The organism is Chitinophaga sp. 9-1-y (assembly GCF_059511905.2).
Genome location: NZ_CM197955.1, coordinates 6,033,656 through 6,057,440 on the forward strand (window position 1 = coordinate 6,033,656; position 23,785 = coordinate 6,057,440).

General features: G+C 45.9%; 25 protein-coding genes. 1 reads left to right on the plus strand and 24 read right to left on the minus strand.

Annotation, left to right across the window (positions count from 1 at the left end):
• Nucleotides 1-3: 3 nt before the first annotated feature.
• From lolB2 to AC5ZC7_RS23815, 23 genes are all read right to left on the minus strand, one after another.
• The gene (gene lolB2 / locus AC5ZC7_RS23705) at nt 4-627 is read right to left on the minus strand and encodes a flexirubin biosynthesis protein LolB2 (RefSeq protein ID WP_496158554.1); all 624 of its coding nucleotides are present in this window, start codon (nt 625-627) and stop codon (nt 4-6) included.
• A complete protein-coding gene (lolA2, locus tag AC5ZC7_RS23710; RefSeq protein WP_496158553.1) occupies nt 605-1,237 on the minus strand; it encodes a flexirubin biosynthesis/transport protein LolA2 in 633 nt (210 codons plus the stop codon). The genes lolB2 and lolA2 overlap by 23 nt, the downstream gene beginning before the upstream one ends.
• Nucleotides 1,230-2,009 carry a polysaccharide deacetylase family protein gene (locus AC5ZC7_RS23715; protein WP_496158552.1) on the minus strand — a complete coding sequence of 260 codons (780 nt, stop codon included), beginning with the start codon at nt 2,007-2,009 and terminating at the stop codon, nt 1,230-1,232. Before AC5ZC7_RS23715 ends, lolA2 begins: the two co-directional genes overlap by 8 nt.
• Nucleotides 2,003-3,067: a beta-ketoacyl synthase N-terminal-like domain-containing protein gene (locus AC5ZC7_RS23720; RefSeq protein WP_496158551.1), complete on the minus strand. Its 1,065-nt coding sequence runs from the start codon at nt 3,065-3,067 to the stop codon at nt 2,003-2,005. Before AC5ZC7_RS23720 ends, AC5ZC7_RS23715 begins: the two co-directional genes overlap by 7 nt.
• Nucleotides 3,068-3,123: 56 nt before the next feature.
• On the minus strand, nt 3,124-4,317 hold the full coding sequence (locus AC5ZC7_RS23725) for a beta-ketoacyl synthase N-terminal-like domain-containing protein (RefSeq protein ID WP_496158550.1): 1,194 nt from the start codon (nt 4,315-4,317) through the stop codon (nt 3,124-3,126).
• Complete coding sequence (locus AC5ZC7_RS23730) at nt 4,314-4,580, minus strand: phosphopantetheine-binding protein (RefSeq protein ID WP_496158549.1); 267 nt, start codon at nt 4,578-4,580, stop codon at nt 4,314-4,316. The genes AC5ZC7_RS23725 and AC5ZC7_RS23730 overlap by 4 nt, the downstream gene beginning before the upstream one ends.
• 19 nt (nt 4,581-4,599) lie before the next feature.
• Nucleotides 4,600-5,229, minus strand: a complete 630-nt coding sequence (locus tag AC5ZC7_RS23735) for a beta-ketoacyl synthase N-terminal-like domain-containing protein (protein ID WP_496158548.1) — start codon at nt 5,227-5,229, stop codon at nt 4,600-4,602.
• Complete coding sequence (locus tag AC5ZC7_RS23740) at nt 5,222-6,478, minus strand: FAD-dependent oxidoreductase (RefSeq protein ID WP_496158547.1); 1,257 nt, start codon at nt 6,476-6,478, stop codon at nt 5,222-5,224. The genes AC5ZC7_RS23735 and AC5ZC7_RS23740 overlap by 8 nt, the downstream gene beginning before the upstream one ends.
• 42 nt (nt 6,479-6,520) lie before the next feature.
• Nucleotides 6,521-7,582, minus strand: coding sequence for a methyltransferase (locus AC5ZC7_RS23745; protein ID WP_496158546.1), 1,062 nt, complete (start codon nt 7,580-7,582; stop codon nt 6,521-6,523).
• 13 nt (nt 7,583-7,595) lie between these two features.
• Entirely contained in the window at nt 7,596-8,780 is a 1,185-nt protein-coding gene (locus AC5ZC7_RS23750; RefSeq protein ID WP_496158545.1) for a beta-ketoacyl synthase N-terminal-like domain-containing protein, read from the minus strand.
• A complete protein-coding gene (locus AC5ZC7_RS23755; RefSeq protein ID WP_496158544.1) occupies nt 8,750-9,172 on the minus strand; it encodes a thioesterase family protein in 423 nt (140 codons plus the stop codon). The genes AC5ZC7_RS23750 and AC5ZC7_RS23755 overlap by 31 nt, the downstream gene beginning before the upstream one ends.
• Before the next feature lie 3 nt (nt 9,173-9,175).
• Nucleotides 9,176-9,922: a hypothetical protein gene (locus AC5ZC7_RS23760; protein ID WP_496158543.1), complete on the minus strand. Its 747-nt coding sequence runs from the start codon at nt 9,920-9,922 to the stop codon at nt 9,176-9,178.
• Nucleotides 9,923-9,929: 7 nt separating this feature from the next.
• Entirely contained in the window at nt 9,930-10,355 is a 426-nt protein-coding gene (locus AC5ZC7_RS23765; RefSeq protein ID WP_496158542.1) for an ApeP family dehydratase, read from the minus strand.
• A 75-nt stretch (nt 10,356-10,430) separates the two neighbouring features.
• Nucleotides 10,431-11,306, minus strand: coding sequence for an LpxL/LpxP family acyltransferase (locus tag AC5ZC7_RS23770; RefSeq protein WP_496158541.1), 876 nt, complete (start codon nt 11,304-11,306; stop codon nt 10,431-10,433).
• A complete protein-coding gene (locus tag AC5ZC7_RS23775) occupies nt 11,306-11,473 on the minus strand; it encodes an acyl carrier protein (protein WP_511911274.1) in 168 nt (55 codons plus the stop codon). The genes AC5ZC7_RS23770 and AC5ZC7_RS23775 overlap by 1 nt, the downstream gene beginning before the upstream one ends.
• A gap of 187 nt (nt 11,474-11,660) precedes the next feature.
• A complete protein-coding gene (locus AC5ZC7_RS23780) occupies nt 11,661-12,884 on the minus strand; it encodes a beta-ketoacyl synthase N-terminal-like domain-containing protein (RefSeq protein WP_496158539.1) in 1,224 nt (407 codons plus the stop codon).
• 49 nt (nt 12,885-12,933) lie between these two features.
• Complete coding sequence (gene flxB, locus AC5ZC7_RS23785) at nt 12,934-13,662, minus strand: flexirubin biosynthesis SDR family reductase FlxB (protein WP_496158538.1); 729 nt, start codon at nt 13,660-13,662, stop codon at nt 12,934-12,936.
• Between the two features lie 40 nt (nt 13,663-13,702).
• Complete coding sequence (flxA, locus tag AC5ZC7_RS23790) at nt 13,703-15,238, minus strand: flexirubin biosynthesis tyrosine ammonia-lyase FlxA (RefSeq protein ID WP_496158537.1); 1,536 nt, start codon at nt 15,236-15,238, stop codon at nt 13,703-13,705.
• A 150-nt stretch (nt 15,239-15,388) separates the two neighbouring features.
• Nucleotides 15,389-16,678, minus strand: coding sequence for a CNNM domain-containing protein (locus AC5ZC7_RS23795; RefSeq protein WP_496158536.1), 1,290 nt, complete (start codon nt 16,676-16,678; stop codon nt 15,389-15,391).
• Nucleotides 16,679-16,701: 23 nt separating this feature from the next.
• The gene (locus AC5ZC7_RS23800) at nt 16,702-17,436 is read right to left on the minus strand and encodes a ZIP family metal transporter (protein WP_496158535.1); all 735 of its coding nucleotides are present in this window, start codon (nt 17,434-17,436) and stop codon (nt 16,702-16,704) included.
• Nucleotides 17,433-18,011, minus strand: a complete 579-nt coding sequence (locus AC5ZC7_RS23805) for a phosphatase PAP2 family protein (protein WP_496158534.1) — start codon at nt 18,009-18,011, stop codon at nt 17,433-17,435. The genes AC5ZC7_RS23800 and AC5ZC7_RS23805 overlap by 4 nt, the downstream gene beginning before the upstream one ends.
• Nucleotides 18,012-18,013: 2 nt before the next feature.
• Nucleotides 18,014-18,757 (minus strand): methyltransferase domain-containing protein, encoded by a 744-nt coding sequence (locus tag AC5ZC7_RS23810; RefSeq protein ID WP_496158533.1) that lies wholly within the window; start codon nt 18,755-18,757, stop codon nt 18,014-18,016.
• A gap of 60 nt (nt 18,758-18,817) precedes the next feature.
• Complete coding sequence (locus AC5ZC7_RS23815) at nt 18,818-20,836, minus strand: sulfatase-like hydrolase/transferase (RefSeq protein ID WP_496158532.1); 2,019 nt, start codon at nt 20,834-20,836, stop codon at nt 18,818-18,820.
• A gap of 240 nt (nt 20,837-21,076) precedes the next feature.
• Between AC5ZC7_RS23815 and glmM the strand changes: the two genes are divergently transcribed.
• On the plus strand, nt 21,077-22,459 hold the full coding sequence (gene glmM, locus AC5ZC7_RS23820) for a phosphoglucosamine mutase (RefSeq protein ID WP_496158531.1): 1,383 nt from the start codon (nt 21,077-21,079) through the stop codon (nt 22,457-22,459).
• 133 nt (nt 22,460-22,592) lie between these two features.
• Here the strand turns inward: glmM and AC5ZC7_RS23825 are convergent, their stop codons facing one another.
• Nucleotides 22,593-23,720 carry an aminotransferase class V-fold PLP-dependent enzyme gene (locus AC5ZC7_RS23825; RefSeq protein ID WP_496158530.1) on the minus strand — a complete coding sequence of 376 codons (1,128 nt, stop codon included), beginning with the start codon at nt 23,718-23,720 and terminating at the stop codon, nt 22,593-22,595.
• Nucleotides 23,721-23,785 lie beyond the last annotated feature (65 nt).

A 23,785-nucleotide genomic window follows, 5' to 3' on the forward strand; every position in this document is an offset into this window, starting at 1 on the left:
ATGTTATTTCTCGACTTTCTGCAAAGAGATGTTGAATTTGAAATGTTCGTGACGAATATTAATGGTATCCGGCACGCCATTGTTGTAATGCTGCATCCATACGGTTACAGCGGGTTTACGTTTAGAGGATTTCTCTATTCGCACCAGTTGGGTGCAAGCCGTATCCGTCACGTAATAGTTATTCCCTTTGTCAGTGGGTACTACCACATAACGGTAACGACTATCTGCTGCTACATGCGCCGCCTGTAAATCGGGGTGCAGCAATACCAAAGCAAAATCCTGTTTCAGGGTTTTCACCACTGCTTTCTTGTCCATTTTGGCCAGCAGGTAGTGTTTGGTAAAATTGCCCTGTTTATCAAATTCAAAATCAAAGAACTTAAATCCCATTTCGTTGGCAAACACTACGCGGGTACTGCTATCCGGCATTTGCTTAAAAAACAGTAGTCCGCTCAGGTGATGCTTTAAAATATCCACCTGTGTGCTGTAAAGGGTGGCATTAAACTGCGGGCTGAACTGACGGATACAATTCACATCGCCCGCCACCGGCTTCAGTCCTTTATACACCGACCTGCATCCATTGGAGAACAAGGCGATACCTAACAGGCTACTTAGCAGAAAATACCGCATCCGGGATGTTTGTATTCAATTGTTTATGTAAAAAGTTGATGGTGGTATCATCACCGGAAGATTCTGCCATCGTAATTTTCGATACAGAATAATCCTGTTTATCTACCAGCAATACGATCGACTTAAAATATTCCTTCATCACTTTATTCACCGGCTCCAGCTCCAAACGGTAGTATTGTGCGTTTTCGGTGGCTTTGGTGGTAAAGTCCGCGTTATCCAGCACCGTACCGCGTACGCAGTCGACCGTAATTTTATTGATCTGCTCAAACAGCTTATTGCTTTTCCCCGACACTTTATTTTCTTTCTGTGCATCTTTTATACGGATATCTTTTCCGTTGATGACCAGCAGGTAGTAGGAAGGCTGGAGGTATTCCATTCTTACTTTATTTTCTTTCTTAAACCAGAATTTTCCTTTGGATACTATTTTATCCGACAGCATACTCAGGTTTTTCTCCTGCACAAAATCGCATTGGATGCTTTGCGTGTTTTGCGCGGCTTTTGCAAACTGTTGTTTCAGCGGCGAAAGGTCTGCCACTTGCTTAAAACCGGTTTGGGCCTGTGTTTGCAGGCTTATAACGGCACACATAAAAACTATTATCCATTTACACATATGCGCGCACTTTTAACATTTTATCGATTCTTTCCAATTGATATCCCTGTTGACGGATACCGTGGATCAGTTGAGGTAATATATCGGCTGTTATCTTACAGGTATCATGTAATAAAATAACAGCACCTGGTTTCAGCTGTTCCAGTATACGGTTCAGCAAGGCTGTTTCATCTTTGGCCACAGTGTCCAGGGAGCGGATGTTCCAGCCTACCGGCAGATAGTTACCTGCTTTTACCGCCCTTGCCAGGTTTGGATTCGTCACCCCATAGGGTGGGCGAAAGAGGCGCGGGGTAAGGCCGGTAGCGTGTACCGTCACGGCATCCATCTGTTGCATATCCTCGAGCATATTGCCTGATAGCTTCATATCGAACCAGAAATCATGGGAATAAGTATGGTTACCGATTACATGACCATCTGCGTATATGCGTTTCAGTAAGTCCTCCTTGCCACGGATATTCTTCCCGATACAAAAAAAAGCCGCCGGTACTTCCTGCTGTTGCAGGATATCCAGTATTTGCGGTGTGTAAGTTCCATCGGGTCCGTCGTCAAAAGAAAGGGCCACTACTTTTTCGGTGGTATCTGCCTTACACAGCACCTTCATAAAAAACCCGGCTTCTATGTTAATAGCGCCGTGAATAGTGGGTGGCAGGAAAATAAGCAACGGCAATCCATATACCCAGAAAGGCACCTGGTACGCCAGGTACTTGTCCAGGAACAGGAGTACCAGGAGACTACAAAAAGCGGCGATATTTACGACTTTATTATTTAACATGCCGTGAGCAATACCAGGGAGTGGTGTGTTCCCAGGTGATGATTATACACTAATACTTTCTTTATTTTTTCCGGCGCCTTTCCATAAAATACGGCGGCTTCAGGCACGGTTTGTTTTGCAATAATGCCGTTGGCCATCCATACGCCAAAACCGGCGGCGGTAGGGTATTCTCCACAGAGGTGTTTGAAACAGGCTTCTGCATGGTCCGGGAACAACGCAGCAGCTACTTCTTCATATATTTCGTCCTGGTCTATATCTCCGTTTCTGCCGGTAACAATCAGGTCAATATCTGCCGGGGTACAATTATTCTCTTCCAGGAATTTCATGATATGGCCGATCACTTCTCCTTCCCAGAGCGGTTTATACAGGGTGCTGACACCGCTGAGTTCCGCTACGGTTCCCGGTTCTTTAGTGATGCCCAGCATAAAAAAGGCAGCACCTTCACCGGCAATGGTACCAGTAGTAGGGCTGTTGAGCACTTCCATCGTTTTCACGGGCGCCTTTTTATAGATGCCAAAGCGCGATAACAACTGATGGCTGTAGTTGGTAATTTCATCTACACCGCCCGCCAGGATATGTTTGGCGGAGCCTTCTTTCAAAATCATGCGGGCATCCTGCAACGCATTTTCGAAAGAAAAACCGCGATGCACGAATGTATTGTTATAACCGTTGCAACCCAGCAGCAGGGCTATTTGTCCGGCTACTGTATTGTGGGTACTTTGTATAAAAGCAGTAGGTGTCAGCATTTCTTCCTGCTGGTTCACCATCTTTGTTAAAAACACGCCGGTATCATCCAGGCAGCCATAGGCTGTGCCGGTAATGATGGCATCCGGTGCGGTGATGCCGGCAGCTTCCAGGCTCAGGTTAGCAGCACCCACTCCCATTTTCACCACACGGCTCATGCGGCGAATCTGTTTCACATCAATCCATTGTTTGTAATCCGGATCTACGGTAGACAGGCGTACCTGCTCGTATTCCCGGGGAGTAGCCAGCAAAGGGCCTCCCTGCGCAGTTTCCTGCGGAGATATACAACCAGTGCCATTTATGTAGATATTCATGTAGCTATTTGCTTTTAGCGGTTAGCTGTTAGTATTTATGTTCCGGCAATCCTGCTTTAAGCTCTCGAAAAAATCAAACTGGAGCAGTTGCCTCCGAAACCAAAGGAGTTAGACATTACATGTTGCAGGTCGTGTCCGGTAGAATAACTGGTGGCGGGTGCAAATGGTAATTCTTTCATTTGGTGTTCAAAGCGTGCATTAGGATAAATGATGCCTTCTTTTACTGCAAGGGCAGAGAAAACAGCTTCTATTCCACCGCTGGCACCCAGCGTATGGCCGGTGAACGATTTGGTGGAGCTCATGGCCGGAAAATGTGGCGCAAAGAGCCGATTGATGGCAATGCCTTCAGATACGTCATTATTCTGTGTACCCGTGCCGTGCAAATTGATATAACCAATTTGTTGTGGCTGCAGCCCACTCATATCCAGCGCCCCTTTCATGGCCAGGTAGTTACCTGTGCCATCCGGAGAGGAAGCCGTTTGATGGTAAGCATCGTTGGCGTTGGCAAAGCCACTAAAACGGCACCAGGGCTGCAACTGTGCAGCCAGGCTATCAGATACCAGCACCACGTAGCCGGCGCCTTCTCCCAGGTTCAACCCGGTACGGGTATCATCGAAAGGGCGACAGGGCTGCTGGTCCAGGATCATCAGCGTATTAAATCCATTCAGTGTAAAGCGGGTGAGTGCATCTGTACCGCCGGCAATCACCACATCCACCATGTTGTTGCGGATGAGGCGGGAGCCGTACATCAGTGCATTTGCGCCGGAAGAGCAGGCGGTACTGATGGTAGACACGTGATGCCGGATACCCAGCATATCGGCCACCAGTTCTGTGATACTGCCGCATTCGTGGTGTACTACCTGGTGGAGACGCCCACCGCGCGGGTTGGCGAGAAACTCCGGGAAGAAATCTTCCGTTTTATCCATACCGCCAACGGTGTTGCCGGAAACAAATCCCACCCGATAGTGCGAGATATCGCCCAATCCGCTGGACTGCCACGCCTCGCGGGCAGCAATCATGCTGAGCAGGGCGGTACGACTGATATGTTCGGGCATACGCGCCATGTCGGCCAGCGTGGCATTATCTGCCTTCACTTCCGCCACAGGAAAGGTAGCACGATGAGCAGACGACAGGTATTGCATAGCCGCCATTCCAGGTTGCATATCCCGGAACGACCGCAAACAGGCCTTCAGATCCAGGCCTATACCGCTGATCACCCCACCACCTGCTATCCACACCTTTTCACTCATGCCTTTACGGTTTGCTGTGCAGTAATGTATTCTGCCATGGTACGAACAGAATGGAAGATTTTTGGTCCTTCTTCAGGATTGGCAATGCGGATATTATAATGCTGTTGCAGCAATACAATGAGTTCCAGCGCATCAATAGAATCCAGCCCCAGGCCGTCTTTAGAAAACAGCATCTGATCGTCGCCGATACTTTCCGGGGTTACTTCCTGCAAGTTCAATTGTTCAATGATCTGCGCTTTCAGATCCGCCATCAACTTTTCCACTGTAATTTGATTAAAGTTATTAACTGTTTTTCTGTTGGTATAACGCCTGCAAAGCAGCAGCTGTTAAGGGCTGTGCTTTGTCATGCGGTGTATTTTCCACGAGGAATAATGCTACCTCGTATTGTTGTTCCATTACTTCTACCCAACCACAAATGCAAGCCTGTAAAGGTGTAGCGGCTAACAGTTGCGCCGGGTAAGTACTCATCAACGCCGTGTCAAAGGTGTCTGATACAAAAAAAGTATTCTCTCCTTTAAAACCGTGCCGTATCGATATTTCACCCATCACAATGTTAGGCAGGGTGTATACGAAAAGTGCGGGGCTCGCAAAATCCTTCACCGTGGCATAATAGCGCAGATCTGTATCCAGGCTGCTGCTCCGGTTAGACAATACCATGCCCACCTGCTCCGGTGATAAATTTCGTACCGCGCCATCTTTCAGTAATACTTCTGCTGCCAGCCAACCTAATTTGCTGAGGGCATCCATTTTATGAAATTTAGGATACTGACCGGAAAAACGATCGTATCCTGCCCGCAGAAAATCAGGTAACTCCAGCCCCTGTTCTGCCTCCCATATGCATTCGCCGTTCAGGTATACCTGGTGATGACGAATGATACAACTACCCGTAATGTATGCCGACTCACTATTCAATGGCTGAGCTACTTTTTAATTTGTCTGTTAATTCAATGGTTCTGGCCAGGCGTTTCAACGCGGTATCATGATTTTTCACAAAAGGATTATCCATATCCCATACATAGCCCGCCAAAACGGAACAAATCTGTCCTTTGATCAACGGATCTGCATCTTTCTTAAAGAAAATGGTATCCAGGGTACCTTCGTACCAGGCCATTACATAAGAACGGAATGTATTTACGCCCTGCATGGTAGGTTCCATGTATTCTTTCTCCCAGTCTACCGCTTCCCCTTTCAGTTTTCTGATCACCAGTTTGGCCGCTGTTTGTGCAGAAACACAGGCCAAAGTTACGCCAGAAGAGAAAATCGGGTCCAGAAATTCTGTTACGTTGCCGGTCAGCACAAATCCATCTCCATAAAACTTATCGGTGGTAGCAGACCAGGATTGTAATACCCTTGGTTCAAATACCAGTTCCACATCGCGGAAACGCTCCCTGGTATAGGGTTCTGCTTCCAGCAAGGCGCGATATTTTTCTTCATCGGTGCCGGGATATTGTTCAAAAAATTCCGGATCTCCTACAAAGCCCAGGGAGGTAACTCCTGTAGCAAAAGGAATGATCCAGATCCACACTCCTTTTTTATGTACTACTGCCGTGATACGGTTAGGTTCATCTGCCATGGAGCGGCGTACGTCTACTGTATGGGCAAACAACGCTTTACGTGGCTGCAGGTTAGAGTTTTTCTCCAGGTTAAACAGTTTGGGAATCACCCTGCCATAACCGCTGCCATCCACTATAAACCGGGCTTCAATCTGGGATTGATGACCGTCTTTATCTTCTACTGTTGTGACTGAATCTGATCCATTAAAACGTATGTCCGTTACCGTTGTTTCATACGCTACCGGAACACCCATGCTTTCTACAGTATCGGCCAGTGTTTTATCAAAATCAGCGCGGGTTACCTGCCAGGTCCAGGTCCAACCGGGAGTATATTGCTCCTCAAAAGTGAAATCACACACCGCCTCATTTTTCACGAACTTGGCGCCGAACTTCTGCTGAAAACCTTTTGCTTTGATGGCATCAATGAAACCTGCTTCCTGCAATGCTTCCATACTGCGGGGTAATAAGCTTTCGCCTATTACAAAACGGGGAAACTTTTGCTTTTCCACCACTTTAACTTTGTATCCTGCCTGATGAATAATAGAAGCAGCCACTGTTCCTGCCGGACCTGCTCCTATTACCAATACATCAACTTGCTCAGTTTTCATAAAAGATCGATTTTGGGAGTTGTAGATTATATGATTAAAGGTTTACTTCTTTTTACATTTCAGCAACGTATAGTTCATCCCCATCTGATCATTTTCTTCGATGATCTGTAACCCGGCGTCTTCAATACATTGGAAGAAATCATCGGTATGATACATCTGGCTGTTACCATTGGCCATCGCTGTAAAATACAGGGATGTCTGCTGCAGGCAGAAAGCCGCAGATTTAAACTGCTGGCGGTTCCAGAATGGTTCCAGGATGTATACAATGCCATCTTCGTTGAGCGCTTCGCGGCAACGTTTCAGGATAGATACTATTTCCGCTTCAGAGAAGCAATCCAGGAACTGGCTCATCCAGATGGCGTCAAAGCCTTGTGGGAAAGGCAATTCCTCATGCAGGATGTTGGCAATATGAAAATGTACGCGGTTTTCTACACCGGCATCTTTCATTTTTTGTTGTGCCAGGCCAGCCTGACCGGGTAAATCGAAAATCGTTACTTCTACATCCGGATCTTTGGCCGTGCAGGCCAGCGCCCATTTACCGGTGTTGCCACCAATATCGAGCAGGCGTTTCGGATGTTTTTCGAAAACAATATCCAGGGCGGCAGGCGTAGCCAGATCAGAGTAGTAGTGGTCGAAGTCGAACCAGCTTTTACCTACTTCAGGTGGCAGCAGTGACAGTCCGGGATAGATAGTGTCCCAGGGACCGAGTTCACGCAAACCGGCGGGCTTTCCTTCTATCAGGCTTTCCTGCAGGTGATTCATGCCTTTATAGCAGATGTCCTGGGAAAAGTCCATATTAATACGGGTCAGCTGGTCGTGTAAAATAAAGTAGCCGGTTTTTGTGAGGGTATACCGTTTGTCGTTTACGATCACCAGTTCCATCCCTAAACCTGCTTCCAGCAATACTCTTACTGCATAGCGCGACATCTTGGTTTGCTCCATGATTTCCTCAATGGTGATACCTGCAGAACGGCTGTTGCTCACTGCGGTTAAAATGCCCATATCACGCAATGCCCTGGTAGCCTGGAAAGCAACAGGAGCAAATGCCAGACGTAATGCGGCTTCTTTTGCTTCCAGTGCTGTTTTAGTTTCTTTATTAAACACGACAATAACTTGTTTAGCTGTTAAGATTAAAAACCATGGCTGCATTACATCCACCAAAACCTGACACTGTTTTCAGGAAGTGCGCTGATGGTGTATGCAGCAGGGTATTATTCACATTAACCGGCATACTTACGCCGGCGTTTTCATATCCTTTTGTTGGCAATACTACACCGGCTTTCATGGCCTGCATGCTGATGATGGCTTCAATAAGACCGGCAGCACCGAGGGTGTGGCCGTAGTATCCCTTGAGGCTATTCACCGGCACGTCTTGTAAACCGGCATGATGTAATGCTTTTGCTTCCATTTCATCGTTATACAGGGTGGCGGTGCCGTGGGCGGATACAAATCCGATATCGGCGTTGGTTAGCCCGCTTCCTTTTACCGCCAGCTGCATCACGGCAGCCAGTTCTTCACCGGTACGGGAAGGTCCTGAAATATGATTGGCGTCGTTGCTGATGGCGCCGGCGCCCAATGAAAAGGCTGCGTTGTGGCTGTTCCTGCTCAGAACAACGGTAGCAGCGCCTTCGCCCAACGTCACCCCGCTGCGCTTGGCATCGAAGGGTTTGCAGGGTTGGGGACTTACTGCCTGGAACGACTGAAACCCGGACAATACAAAGCGGGTGAGTACATCTGCCCCGGTTACTACAACGTGATCGTAGCGCCCGGATTCAATGAGCCGTTTACCGGTTAAAATAGCTACCAATCCGGAGATACAGGCACTGCTGATCACCATGGGCTGGTTAGCGGCATTGAAATGAGCGGCTACTTTGGCAGCAGTTGTATATAACTGCATATCCGCCAATGGCAGTGGCGCTCCTGCCGGCTGTTGTTCCAGCAAGGCAATATTTCCTTTGGTAGTAGATACCAGCAGCCCGGTACGATGGTCTGTTAAAGAGATACCGGTTTGTTGCAGGGCATCCTGTACAGACGCTACCAACAGTTTTTCAAAAGTGGTGTATCCGGCAATGTTATACGCAGCGGTATAGGTATCCAGCTGACCTGGCGCCATCATGGCGCCATAAAACGGAGCAGCGGCATAAGCTGCCTGGTCGTGCAGTCTTATGCCACTGTTGCCTTGTAACACCTGGTCAAAATTTTCCCGGGTAGTACTGCCTAAAGGCCCCACAATATTATCCGCTACTACATATACCTGTTGCATATTACCCTTCATAATACCAGTCCGTGTGCTTTTTTCCATTCCGTGAAAAAAGAAGGGGTGATCAGTTGCAGTGAAGAAGTTTCTTTATCCAGGAATACCTGTACAGAAGAACCTTTTGCCACTATTTCACCTGTTGCCGGATTGGTAAGAATATACTCAAATTTTATTTTGGCGGCCATATCATCTATATACCTGGTTTCTACTACTACTCTATCGCCATATCGCAAAGAGCGTTTGTAGTCACATTGTACATTTACGACCGGCACGGTGTAACCTTTTTCAAAAATATCCAGGTAGCGGAGTCCGTATTTTTCACCGAAAGCTTCTCTACCATCTTCGAAATACCGCACATAATGCCCGTGCCATACTATTCCCAGCGGATCTGCCTCATTAAATCTGATCAGTATGTTGGTGCATGCAGTGAGTGTCATGATTTATCCTTTCTTCTTAGCTGATTTCTTTGTTTCTTTAGTAGCCACGCCGGTTTTAGCTTCTTTTTTAGCTTCTACTGGTTTCTCTTCTTCTGCGTCTTTAGCATCTGCATATTTAGTTTTCAGTTTGCTATAATCATCGTTTACGTCGTCGAGAACATCTTTAAAGGTAGCCAGCCAGTAATTCTTCCATCCGAAAGAAATTTTGTTGCCTTTACCTACATAACGTTCTGTCATCAGTACGTTTTTACGATCCATGTCGATCAGGGTTACCCACATGGCAGCGCTTTTGGTGGTTTTATTCAGTGCTTCTACCACGATTAAGAAGCCAACGCCGTGTTTACCGGACAAATCGTATCCTTTTACCAGTTTGGTAATATCTTCTGGTTTCAGTCTTTCGAAATCAGCGGATTCATCTGACTTAAAAGCATCCGGGTTGATGGCTTCATTACGTTTATTCACTACCGTGATACTGGTATTATATTTATCACGATGAAACGCGCCGGGGATATCGTATTTCTTTTGTTCATTTACGAGGGTCTGATTGAGGTTAGTCAGATCACGATCCACGATGTCTTTTGTTTTAGCACCGGCGTCACCAATCAGTCTGGTTTGGGTAAAGTCTGCTCCCAGGTAGGTGAAGGAAGAGTCTTTATTTTCCAGGAAGTTTTTCAATTTCTGAGCATGGGCGTCCGTTGCGAACATGCCTAAAACCATCAGGGGAAGGGCGATAAATTTTCTACAGTTCATATGAATGTTATATTATGGGATTGATAAAGATTTTCATTTCGCATTGCGCCATGACACGTCCCTCAAACATCACTTTACCAGTTACCATGGTAGCATTAAATACTTCTCCGCCTATTTCTGTGGTAGTTTCAATCATTTGTCCTGCTGGCGGGAGTTCCAGGATTTCCAGGTCTTTCACAGCGCCAATAAATCCCAGTGGCACGGGGCTATTCTCTTGTTTGGCGATATAACCAATGCGGGCGGCGGCAGTTTGGGCGATGTTTTCCATCAGGCCGGGGGCCGTGAGTACTCCATTCTCCACAAAAATATTATCGGGTGCAATATGGAGCCCTGTGCGGGTTAGCGGGCCATTGACCTCCAGGATACCACTAATCATTACTATAGGTGTACGCTGTGGTATGTATGCGGTTATATCATCGGTATGAATAAACATCTGCACAAGTTATTATTAAATATGAAACACGAAATAAAAAGAATTATACGAAATTATTAACAGTAAAAACACGCATTATTCCCAAAAATCGTAATAATTAAACCATTGTACCGGGTAGCGCTGTACTTTTTCTTCTACCCGGTCCACAAAATCCCGGAGTGAAGTTTCCACGCCCTGATTGCGGCGGCCGTGATACTGGCGGGGTTCGGTAGCATAGAAATGGTAATGGGTAGCGGATTCTTTGAAGGCAAATACTACGGAAACCGGTACCCGGAAGGTAGCGGCCAGCAAAAAGGGACCCAGGGGGAAACGGGCATCCTGCCCCAAAAAGGAAGTGGTGAGGGTTTTATTGCCTGGCAGAAAACGGTCGGCATGCATGCACACCATTTCCTGGTTACTCAGCGCTTCATTAATGGCGTAGATATGTGACAGGTCGTCTTTAATGACAATAATATTCATATTACGGTCGCCGGTAACGCCAGACAGGTAATCTTTAATCCGCTGGTGTTCACCGTCAAACATGACAATATTAATCCGGGTTTGGAGGCGTTTAAACAGGTGTCCGGCTACTTCCCAGTTGCCCAGGTGAGCACTCAGTAAGATGCCGCCTTTACCGCCGGCAATCATTTCACGCAGGTAGTGCTCCCCCTCAAATTCAAAGGTGAACTTATTGCGTATACCCGCCATTACCACTACCTTATCGATCAGTGTTTGACCGAATACATGATAATTACGGTAAAGGCTCAACCAGGTGCGCCACCGGCCGTATCCAATTTTTGTACGGAAATAATTGTAGAGAGGTTTTGAGGAGCTCCAGGAAAATGCAAAGAAATAGAAAGCCACGAACCTTAGCAACAGATAAGCTGGCATTACTCCTCCATGCTGCAGCAGGAAAACAAAACAACTATATCCAAACTTGCTTCCTTTTGACTTTCCTTGCCAGGAAGGCATTACACCAATTCTTTTTGTTGTACACGAGTGGCTACATAGTCGTAGAAATCCTGGAAAGTAATGATCGCCTGGAAGTCTTCCGGATTCACTTTAAATCCGAAGTTATCTTCTATCACTACCACCATATCAATATAATCCAGACTGTCAAGATCCAGTGTGGATTTCATATTTGCTTCAGGCTTAATTAATTCGGGGTTTGCTTCAAACTCCTCTACCAGAAACGTATTCGTAACAGTTATTATCTTTTTAATGTCCATAAAGTGCGAAATCAGATATAGGTCGTTTTAAAATTTGGTTATTACATCTTAGTTGGTCTAACGATCCTGATCCAGGTGCCAAAGTTAAGAATATTTACTATCCGTTCCACCCCTTTACGATAAGAGAGGAGTTTGTTCCTCCAAAACCGAAAGAGTTTGACAAAAATATATTAAAATTTTTATTAATTGTACTGGTTACAATATTCAATCTGGCCGCATCGTCGTCGGGGTTTTCCAGGTTGATGTTGGGGGCAATGAATCCGTCCCTCATCATGAGCATGGAATAAACAATTTCGCTGGCGCCTGCCATCCAGCACTCATGCCCTGTCATAGATTTGGTAGAGCTCACGTAGGGTCTGGACGCACCAAATACCTCATGAATGGCTTTGGCTTCGCTGGCATCCCCTGCCAGGGTGGAGGTGGCGTGTGCATTGATATATTCAATGTCGCCGGGTTGAAGGCCGGCATCTTTCAGGGCTATTTCCAGGGAACGTACCGGACCATCTACGGTTGGGTTGGAGATATGTGCTCCGTTGGAGGAGAAACCATAACCCAGTACTTCTCCCAAAATAGTAGCCCCCCTGCGCTGGGCCGATTCCAGGCTTTCCAGGATTACGGTAGCGGCGCCGCCGCTGGGCACCAGCCCGTCGCGGTCGCGGTCAAATGGCCTAGATGCCTTTGTAGGATCACTTTCGCGGACAGAAAATGCCGCAATGGCGTCAAAGTTGCCCATGGCATATACGTTTACCTCCTGGGCGCCACCGCAAATCACGGCATCCTGCATCCCGTTGCGGATAAACATATATCCCATACCAATAGCATGGGAACCACTGGCACAGGCCGCGCTCACGGAAAAGTTAACACCCCGGAGCTTGAAAATGGTGGCCAGGTTCATATTCACGGTGGAGTTCATGGTCTGGAAAACCGAACCAGAACCTACCAGCATGGTATCTTTCTTCGCCCGCATAATATCATTGGCTTCCACCACTGGTTTTGCGGAGCTATCGTTGCCATATAAAAGGCCTATAGGTGTGGAGTCAATGTATTCTTGTGTAATGCCCGATTGCGCGAGGGCTTCACGGGTAGCCATATAGGCAAATTCCGCCTGCTCAGGCATCATAAGCCTGGCCCGGCGGTCAACTAATCCTTTCAGCTCTGGTCTTTCTATATACCCTGTTAATCCTGACCGGTAACCAAAAGTTTTTCTCTCGGGATCCAGCACAATACCAGATTTGCCCTGATACAATGAATCTCTGACTTCCTGCATATCTTTTCCAATGCAAGAGTAGATTCCCATTCCAGTGATCACTACTCTATTCATAAGCTTGTAGCTTTTAGCGTTTAGCCGTTAGCTCTGTATATTGACGCAATTACGTGTGCAACCCTCCATTGATATTCAGCACCTCTCCTGTAATATAACCTGCCGACCGGGAAGCCAGGAAAGCTACTGCTTCCGCTACTTCTTCCGGTGTACCAAAACGATTCATGGGTACCTGCGCGGCCAGTTCCTTTTCATTGAGTTCTGCCGTCATATCTGTTTTAATAAATCCCGGCGCAATCGCATTAACGGTGACGCCCCTTTTAGCTACTTCCTGTGCCAGGGCTTTGGTAGCACCAATTACACCCGCTTTGGCAGCGGAATAATTGGTTTGACCCGGCAAGCCTTTAATACCAGACAGGGACACCATGTTAATAATACGTCCGTAACGCTTTAATAACATGCTATTCAATACCTGCTTGGTAACATTAAAGAAGCCATTCAAACTGATGTTCAATACATTTCCCCACTGCGCTTCATTCATCCAGAACATCAGGGAATCTTCGCGAATACCTGCATTATTTACCAGGACTTCTATCTGCTGATCTTTATTATTTTCTACCCATCCGCCCAGTACCTGTTGTACTTCTGCGGCATCTCCCACATTAAATGGTAACAGTTCACCGGTACTGCCTTTAGCTTTTACCGCTTCCAGGGTTTCCAATGCAGCCGCTTCATTGCCTTTGTAGTTGATAAGTATATGATAACCTGCTTCGGCCATTTTTATACAAACTGCCCTGCCTATTCCCCTGGACCCTCCTGTTACTAATGCACATTTCATGAATTACGAATTACAAATTACGAATTACGCGTTATCGCTATTAAAACTCTACTGGCACGTTATTCAGCAGGTATTCTTTGATTTTCTGCAGGTCTTTATAACGAGGGCTGTCTTCAATAAATTTAGGAAATATTGCCCTTACTTCCTGGTATACTTTATGTGAGAAGCCCGCCAGACGGTCCTGACAATTCAGGTAGTCTACTGCCTGTAACATCGTCATTACCTGTATCGCCAATACCTGGAAAGTATTTTCTATCACCTTGCTGGTCATGATAGCAGCATTACAGCCCATGCTCACAATATCCTGGTTGTCATTGTTATTCGGAATGCTATGCACGTACATCGGGAACGACAATGTCTGATTCTCTGCCACTGTTGACGTAGCCGTAAACTGAACGCCCTGCATTCCAAAATTGAAGCCAAGTTTTCCCAGATTCATAAACGGTGGAAACTTATGATTCAATTTATCATTTAACAGGTAGTTCAATTGTCTTTCTGCGAGCATAGATAATTTGGTAATGGCAATTTTTATTTTGTCCATTTCCAGTGAGACATAATCGCCATGGAAGTTACCGCCGTGGAAAACATTTTCCAGGTGGTGATCTACTACCGGGTTATCGCTCACAGAATTCAATTCCTGCACCACCAGTTTTTCTGCCTGTGCCAATGTATCGTATACGGGGCCCAGGATCTGTGGCACACAGCGCAGGGAATAGTATTCCTGTACTTTATCTTTAAAAATCTCTTCTTCCAGTTCTTTATAGAGATGGTCCGGACGATGGCGCACCATTTTGCTGCCTACCAGGATTTCTCTCATTTTAGCCGCAATTTGCTGCTGACCTTCATGCTTCTTTACAGCATTAAGTTCTGCAGAGAGATGGTCATCAAAAGCTTCTACTATTTCATTGATCATGGCAGACAATACTACTGACCAACCCAGGAGCTTCTTTGCTTCAATCAGGTTTACCAATCCTACCCCTGTCATAGCAGAAGTACCATTGATAATGGCCAGTCCTTCTCTCACATGAATACCGATCGGCTTCAGATTCAGTCTGGCAAATACTTCTGCCGTAGGCTGAAATTTATCTTCATACCATACTTCTCCTTCACCAATCAATACCAGCGCCAGGTGGGCCAGCTGTACGAGGTCGCCGCTGGCGCCTACGCCACCATGTTCAAACACACAGGGATATACGTTTTTATTAATCAGGTCTTTCAGGAGATGCACTACTTCCGGATGGATACCGGAATGAGCCTGCATAAAACTGCTCAACCGGGCAATCATGAGCGCCTTGGTGTGCAGGGGTGACATACATTTACCGGTACCGGAGCTATGGCTGCGGATCAGGTTAAATTGTAACTGGAAGGTATCTTCATCACTGATGCGATACTGGGCCATCGGACCAAAACCGGTGTTGATGCCGTAGATCAGTTTTTTTGCTGAAAATTTCTCAAGGAATAGAAAACTAGCTTCCACTTGCTGCAGCGCGGCTGTTTCCAATGTCAGCTCTTCTCCGCCCAAAAGAACCCTGTTCACTTCATCCAGCGACAGTGCCTTACTTCCTATTGCAACCATTTTATCTTAAATTAAATTATTTGTATATGTAAAAAAGTGCTCAAAATTAGCATAAAGCTAGATTTATCCAAATAAATAACAACGTTCCTGCACGAATTACGGGTAATTACGCATGCGGTCATTACGGTTTTTCTTTTGGGGGACTTCGCTTTATTCTTCTTCCTGTGATGTTGGCGGTGTAACCAGTACTTTATCTATACGATGTGCATCCATGTCCACTATTTCAAATGTAAAGTCTCGCCAGATGAACTTTTCGCCGGTTTGAGGAATATGTTCCAGGTGATGAAGAATGAAACCGGCCAGGGTATCAAAATCCTGCTCAAACTCGGTCATCCAGTCTTCTTTATCAAATTCTTCCAGGAAATCATAAAATGGAATCTGTGCATCTACCAGCCAGGTACCGTCTTCTCTCAGCACCATTTCATAATCATCACTTTCGGCAGTTTCCGGCATATCGCCCACAATGGCTTCCAGGATGTCGTTCAGGGTAATCATTCCCAGAAAAGTACCATACTCATCCACAATGAAAGCCGCATGAAAATGGGTTTCCTTAAACTTCTCAAGTACCTGGTAAGCGGTATTATTCTCCGGAACGAACAGTGGTTTACGGATAATATCCGCCAGCGGCACTGATTTACCGGCTACTGAATACAGGTCTTTGATGGTAATAACGCCTTTGATGCTATCTATTTGTCCATCGCAAACAGGATATACTGAATGCAGGCTCTCGTGAATCTTCTGGTGATATCCACCGGTTACTTCATTAATATCCAGCCAGGTAATATCATTGCGGTAGGTCATCAGCGAGGTGATATTACGGTCGCCGAGGTGGAATACCCTTTCGATGATCTCCTGCTCTGTTTCCTCGATGGCACCGGAATTGGTGCCTTCGTTGATAATGGCTTTAATTTCTTCTTCTGTAACGTGCGACTCACCGGACTTCAGGTTAAATAATTTTACCAGTACCGTTGTGGAAGCCGACAGCAACCAGATGAAAGGAAAGGTAAGCCAGGAAAGCACCTGCATAGGTTTTGCCATGATTTTGGCAATCGCTTCCGGTTTGGCCAGTCCAATGCGTTTAGGCACCAGTTCACCCAGTACCATAGAGAAGTAGGTAATGGTTACCACAATGATGGCAGTAGCCACAATGCTGCTATAGGGTTGTATAACGGGAAATGTATTGAGCCAGGCCATCACATCAGTTTTGATGTTCTCGCCTGAATAGATACCCGTTAAAATACCGATCAGGGTAATACCGATTTGCACGGTAGAAAGAAAGGTGTCCGGATTATTAGCCAGCTTTAAAGCGGCTTTTGCTTTTTCATCCCCTTTATTGGCCTGGTTTTCCAAACGGATCTTCCGGGCCGAGACCATTGCAATCTCGGACATCGAGAACAGGCCATTCAATAAAATAAGGATGAGGATAATGACGACTTCCATATATAAAGCCTAAAAATAAAAAATTATTCAAATATCAGGGTAAGAAATGCCAAAAGCAGTCCTACGGCGATTGCCATCACCTTTTTCCTGCTGAGTTCATGATGTTTGGTACCACTTTCATAAAAAATAGTAGTGGAAATGTGCAAAAATGCCCCTACTACCAGCGCCACCACATATAACAGGTAATGTTGTACAATCTCAAAACGGCTGCCCAGCCATCCTGCCAGGATAGCGGCCAATGGCGTTACCAGTGCAAAAGCCACCAATATCTGCCAGAGTTGCGACCGTTTTTTATTTGCATGCATCATCACGGTCATCAGTGTTAATGCTTCCGGTATTTTATGTGCTGCCACCCCCGCCATCAGCGAAGGCAGTGCGGATTGATCGTCATATTTGAAGCCCAAAGGAATACCCTCCATAAAAGCATGGATGGAAAGTCCCAGCAGCAGCGGTGCTACCGCAATATGATGATGGTGTTGTTCCTGCGCAACATGCGTATGCCCATGTTCCATGCCATGCGACAGCTGCTGCAGGAATACCTGCAGAAAAAATCCGGCTACAATGTACACACCTGCCTGATGCCCCAGCTCATGGTATACTTCCGGCAGGAGGTGCATAATAATCACCCCAAACAGGAAGGCCCCGGTAAAGGCCAGCAGATAAATAGAGAAATTGGCATGAATACGCTTTACTGTCATAGGGATGATCCCACCAACAATAGTAGCTGCCAGTATTAATATCAGATAGTTCCAGTTCATGTTGTGAGTTCAGGCTCCAGCCTTATGCGGCGTTGAAAGAAACTACCGCTGAGCAGGCCGATTAACATACCGATCAACGCACCTCCGAGTACGTCCAGCGGATAGTGTACCCCTACGTATATCTGTGCATAGCCAATAATTGCGGCCCATGCAAAGAATAACCAGGTATACCGGCGAAATGCTGATTTTAAAGTTATGAAACAAAAAGTAGCCAGCGCAAAATGATTGGCGGCATGGTTGGAAGTAAAGCTACCACTCATGGGACAGTATACCACCAACACACGGGCGTAGTGCGATACGATCGGATCCCGGCAGGGCCGTACCCTTCCGATAGCGCTTTTCAGAAACAGGCTGCTTTGGTCTGCCACCCCAAAACATAACAGGAAAAAAAGGATCCAGAACAATCCTTTCCAGCCGTAGTTAATGGTAACAAACAGGCCAAGAAACAGGTATAAAGGCGCCCACACGAAAGGTTCCCGCATAAAAGGCAGTACCACATCAAGAACCGCATTATGCCATTGGCCGTTTATATGAAGAAATAACCTGAGATCTTCCTTAAGTATTGATTCAAGCATGGCTATGATTTTGTAGCTATGAGGATCAGTCGTGGCGAACGCTGCTCATCATAACTGTTAAAGTGATAGTCGCCGAATATTTCTATTATTTTAAGTCCCTGTTTGGCAAACATCTTCTCAAAATCTTCCCTGGTGAAGGCATTTACGCTTTCTGTATAGGTAGCGCGACGCATTTTTTCTTTATCGAGAATACTGATTTGCTTTCTGAATTTATGATCATTCAGTTCCCGGCGGATATCAAATACCACCTGCTCCTTTTCTTTCACTTCATCTTGTACCAGGTGAGCGGCTACATAATTACTATTGAGATAATCCAGCACCAGTTTGCCACCGGGTTTCAGGGCATTGGCCAGGGTACGTAACGCATTATCGTTATCCCGTTGTGATTCGAAGTAACCAAAGCTGGTGAAGAAATTGAATACTACATCGAAATAATTTACCCAAAACGGTAAGCGCATATCGTGTTGGAAAAAGCTCAGGTGATCGTTTTCCAGTTTTTTGGCAGCATTAATACTTTCAATGGAAAGATCAATTCCGGTAGCATAATATCCTTTATCTGCCAGGTATTTGGCATGTCGTCCCCTGCCACAGGCTACATCCAGCATTTCAGCGTCTGGAGCCGGTTGCAGGTAAGCCAGCAATTTATCGATGAAAGCTGCTGCTTCCCGATCATCGCGGTTGTTGTACAACAAATGATAGTAAGGAGAATTAAACCAATCCTTAAACCAAAGCTTATCTATTTCCATAAAGCGATTAGCTGATAGCTGTTGGCGTTTTTAGCAATACTAACCACCAATCACCAATAGCTATTTTTTATTATTAAACATCAAATATCGGGTGCTTTCGTAAAAGCCCCGTGTTAAATTATCAAGGCTTTTTGCGGTATCTGGCTGTTGAGCCTGTATGTTCTTCAGCGGATCTCCTTTCAGATCATACATGGCTGTTGCATTGGTGATCTGGTTGATCTCATAGAGATAACGATCCCCCAGGCAAGCATAAAAAGGCATCTGATTGCGCAGATACGCCATGAATACATATTTATTATCTACACGGGTACTATCGAACAGATCCACCCCCAATGTATAGTTTTTATAAGGCATACCCACCATTTTTGCCATAGTAGGATATACATCCAGTAAACTGCCGGGTGTAGTGATTTGCTGTGGTGCAAGGTGTTTAGGACTATACATGAAGGCCGTTACATGTACCCCACCGGTAGCCAGCTCATATTCCGGCAATGGCATAAAGCTGTATGGATTCAATACACAATTATGGTCGCCAAAAAACATGAAGACGGTGTTATCAAGATACCCATCTTTGCGGGCCATATCGATGAGGTGTCCTACGTTATAATCTTCATACCGCAACGCATTAAACTGATCGATTGACACAAAGCCCGATTTTTTGAACTGCTTCATGTCAATATCTTTCTCTGTCAGCTTTTTAAAATCTCCTGCGCCGGTAGTAGTAGTGTAAGGAGGGTGGTTATCTGCCAGTTGCAGGAAAGCCACGAAGGGTTGCTTCTTATCATTATTTTCTTTAAAGATACCGCTGGCCTCAGTGATCAGGTCGTAGTCGGAAACGCCCCATACATCCGCTTTGGCAGCCTTATACATGCCTTCTTCATAAATACGGATACCCTCCACATTGTTGGTAAATACAGCCCGGATATTGGCCCAGTTGGTATTTCCACCCAGCAGGTATAGTTTATCATACCCTTTGAACTGGTCCATCACAATGCGTTGATCGAGCATTTTAGGGTGACGGCTGGCCGTTTTCACCGTCGTAATATCGGGTAAGCCCGTGTGCACCCCAAATACCGTTTTGGCGGTACTGATGGCCGGTACATAGAAATTCTTAAACAGGATACCGCTGTCGGCCAGTCGCTTCATATTAGGCGTAGCCTGCATGGGATTGCCGTACATACTGGTAACAGCTGCACCGGTAGATTCCAGCATCACAAGCACTACATTGAGCTTAGGCCTGGTGGCGTCTCCGGCGGTAGTACGTACATAGTTCAGGCTATCAGTATTGGCATTGTCCACCTTCAGGTAGTTGGCGATGGCCGGATAATATTTTTTGGTGGCCTGCAAATCGTAAGTATCCCCTTTTACGGAAAAATTGGACACAAAGTACAGGATGGGGTTGAGTCCGAGGCTGGTTACGCCATTGTCGCGGGTAAACATGGCCTGGCTCCAGCGCAGCGGGAAATAGGCGATATTGGCATAGATGCCGGCAGCAAAAAGCAGTACCATTCCAATGGTATAGCCTGTAAAAGGCCAGTTGCGGAGGTAAATAACCGGTTGGGCGGCAAATCTTTTCCAGGTAGCCTTCTGCAGGCGATACACGAGAAACATGAAGATGAAAATACCCAAAGCACCTCTTACCACCGGATAACTTTGCCACACCATACGGGCGTTATCGGCTCTTTCTCCTTTGGCCAGGAACCTTAACACGGAAGGATCCAGGCGTTGGCCGAGGTAATCATAGTGACCAAGGTCCAGGATATACAGCAGGGTGAGTAACAGGTAAACCAGGAAGAAATATATGAAGTTGGTATTCCGTATTGCTTTAGACGTAAAGAATTTATTACGTGTAATCAGCGCCAGCAGCAATATAGGGATCATCAGGTACAGCGTAAGCCTCATATCGAACCGTAATCCCAGGTTCCAGGCTTTCATGATTGCAGCGTGGTCTGTGATGGTAGTTTTGAAGAAGAACAGGTAAAAAATCGCCCTGAACATTACCATCAGCAGGAAGAGGTAAAGCGTTTGAACAAACACATAACGAATATACCGGGGTATATTCTTCCACGAGTATTGCATGTAACGTATAGCTGTTTTTTTAAAAGCGTAGCTGCAAATATATCGAAAAAGCCGAAAGCTGAAAGCAAAAAGCTATTGTAGCGGAGATTTGAGCGATTATAATTAATATACCCGGATAGATCTCCGCTACAATAGCTTTTTGCTTTCTGCTTTCAGCTTTCGGCTCTTTGTTCTTCTATTCATAATTAGGATTTCTGGAATGGATTTTTTTATATTTGCCTTCCTTAAAAACAGAATCTTGTGGCACTGATCAAATCGATATCCGGCATACGCGGAACCATAGGCGGTAAGCCCGGCGAGGGACTTTCTCCATTAGATGTGGTAAAATTCACGGCGGCATATGGCACCTGGCTCAGCCATGCAACAGACAACCGTAAAGTGGTAATAGGCCGTGATGGTCGTATTTCCGGCGAAATGGTAAAAAACCTGGTAGTATCCACCCTGAACGGATTGGGTTTTGATGTAGTAGACCTCGGTCTTTCTACCACGCCTACCGTAGAGCTGGCGGTGACCATGGAAAATGCCGCCGGCGGTATTATTCTTACTGCCAGTCATAATCCGAAAGAATGGAATGCGCTGAAATTACTGAACAGTAAAGGCGAATTTATTTCCGGGGATGATGGCGCACAGCTGCTGGACATTGCAGAACGGGAAGATTTCAACTTCGCGGACGTAAATAAGCTGGGTACCTACACTGTAGATGACTCTTATTTACAGAAACATGTAGACCTGGTGGTAAACTATCCACTGGTAGATGTTCCGGCCATTAAGGCGCGTAATTTCAAGATCGTGGTAGACGCGGTAAACTCTACCGGCGCTTTATTTGTTCCGCCTTTGTTAAAAGCATTGGGTGTGGAAGAAGTAGAAGTATTGTTTGCGGAAGTGAATGGTAAATTCAGCCACAATCCGGAACCGCTGGCAGAAAACCTGACGGCGCTCTCCAACGAAGTGAATAAATCCAAAGCGGACCTGGGTATCGCTGTAGATCCGGATGTGGATCGTCTTTGCTTTGTTTGCGAAGATGGTAGCATGTTTGGGGAAGAGTACACCCTGGTAGCCGTAGCTGATTACGTTTTAAGTAAAAGAAAAGGCAACACGGTTTCCAATATGTCTTCCACACAGGCATTGAAAGACATTACCCTGAAACATGGCGGTCAATATACCCCTTCAGCGGTAGGTGAAGTAAATGTGGTAAAGAAGATGAAAGATACCCACGCAGTAATCGGCGGGGAAGGCAATGGTGGTATCATTGTTCCAGACCTGCACTATGGCCGTGATGCGCTGATTGGCATTGGTCTTTTCCTGAGTCACCTCGCCCACAGCAAAAAAAGCATCAAAGCATTGCGCAACAGCTATCCTGATTATTTCATCTCTAAAAATAAAATTGAGCTGGATAAAGGGGTCGACGTAAAAACGATCTTCGAAAAAATTAAGGTGAAGTATAAAAACCAACCTTTAAATACTGAAGATGGGCTGAAAATTGAGTTCGATAAAGACTGGGTACACCTCCGTACTTCCAATACCGAACCCATTATCCGCATTTACGCTGAAAGCCAGAATGAAACCACCGCGGATAATATCGCGAAAAGAATTATGCAGGATATTAAAGAATTCATGCATTAAGAGAGCAGAAAGCTGAAAGCAGAAAGCAAAAAGCTATAAAAGCGAATGACCGAAGCGTAAATTATTTTCATAATCGCTTCGGTCATTCGCTTTTATAGCTTTTTGCTTTCTGCTTTCAGCTTTCTGCTCCTCTTTATATCAGTTCCTGCAATTTTGCTACTACCTTATCTACTTCTTCTTTTGTATTGTTTTTGCAGAAGGAGAAGCGCACCGCAATCAGGTTAGGGTTGCTGTTGATGGCGCGAATAACGTGAGATCCCGCATTTGCGCCGGAAGTACAGGCACTGCCACCGGAAGCGCAGATACCATTAATGTCCATGTTAAACAGGATCATTTCACTTTTCTCTGACTTAGGGAACCCTACGTTTAATACGGTATACAGGCTACGACCGTGCAGATCGCCGTTGACTACGATACCTGGAATATGCTTTTGCAGTTGTTCTGCCATATACATACGCAGGCCATTGATGTAGGTGCTGTGTGCTTCGTGCTCAGCAGTAGCAATTTCCAGCGCCTTCGCAAATCCGATGATACCATACAGGTTTTCAGTACCAGCGCGCATATTGCGTTCCTGGCTGCCCCCCTGGATGAACGGCGTAATTTTTACATTTTCATTGATATAAAGAATACCCACTCCTTTAGGACCATGGAATTTATGACCAGCGCCGGTAATAAAGTGTACTGGCGTGTTACGCAGGTCAAATGGATAGTGCCCTACCGTTTGTACGGTATCTGAATGGAAAATGGCGTCAAACTCCTTGCAGAGGTTACCCACTGCGTGTATATCCAGCAGGTTACCAATTTCGTTGTTGGCGTGCATGAGCGTTACCAGGCATCTTTCGGTGGAGTTCTGCAGCAGTTCGCGCAGGTGATCCATATCGATATGGCCACTTGGTAATACATTCACAAAAGAGAGTGCTACGCCATCGTGATGGTGCAGGTATTCTACGGTGTGCAGGGTGGCATGGTGCTCAATAGGCGAAGAAATGATGTGCTTGCAGCCAAGGTCCTTTACCGCAGCATTAATGGCTGTATTGCTGCTTTCTGTACCGCCGGAAGTAAAGAAGATCTCTCCGGGATGAGCATTCAGTGTTTTGGCGACTGATTTACGTGCATTTTCGATACCTAGTCTCGATTCTCTACCATAAGAATAAATAGAGGAAGGGTTACCGAATTTTTCCGTCATAAACGGCAGCATTGCTTCTAGCACTGCCGGGTCCAGCGATGTGGTTGCTGCGTTGTCGAAATATATTCTTTCCAATGTTGGTGGTTTTTGATAAAAGAATAATAATTAATGGTGGTATGGTGGTATTAAAAAGAGAGCGA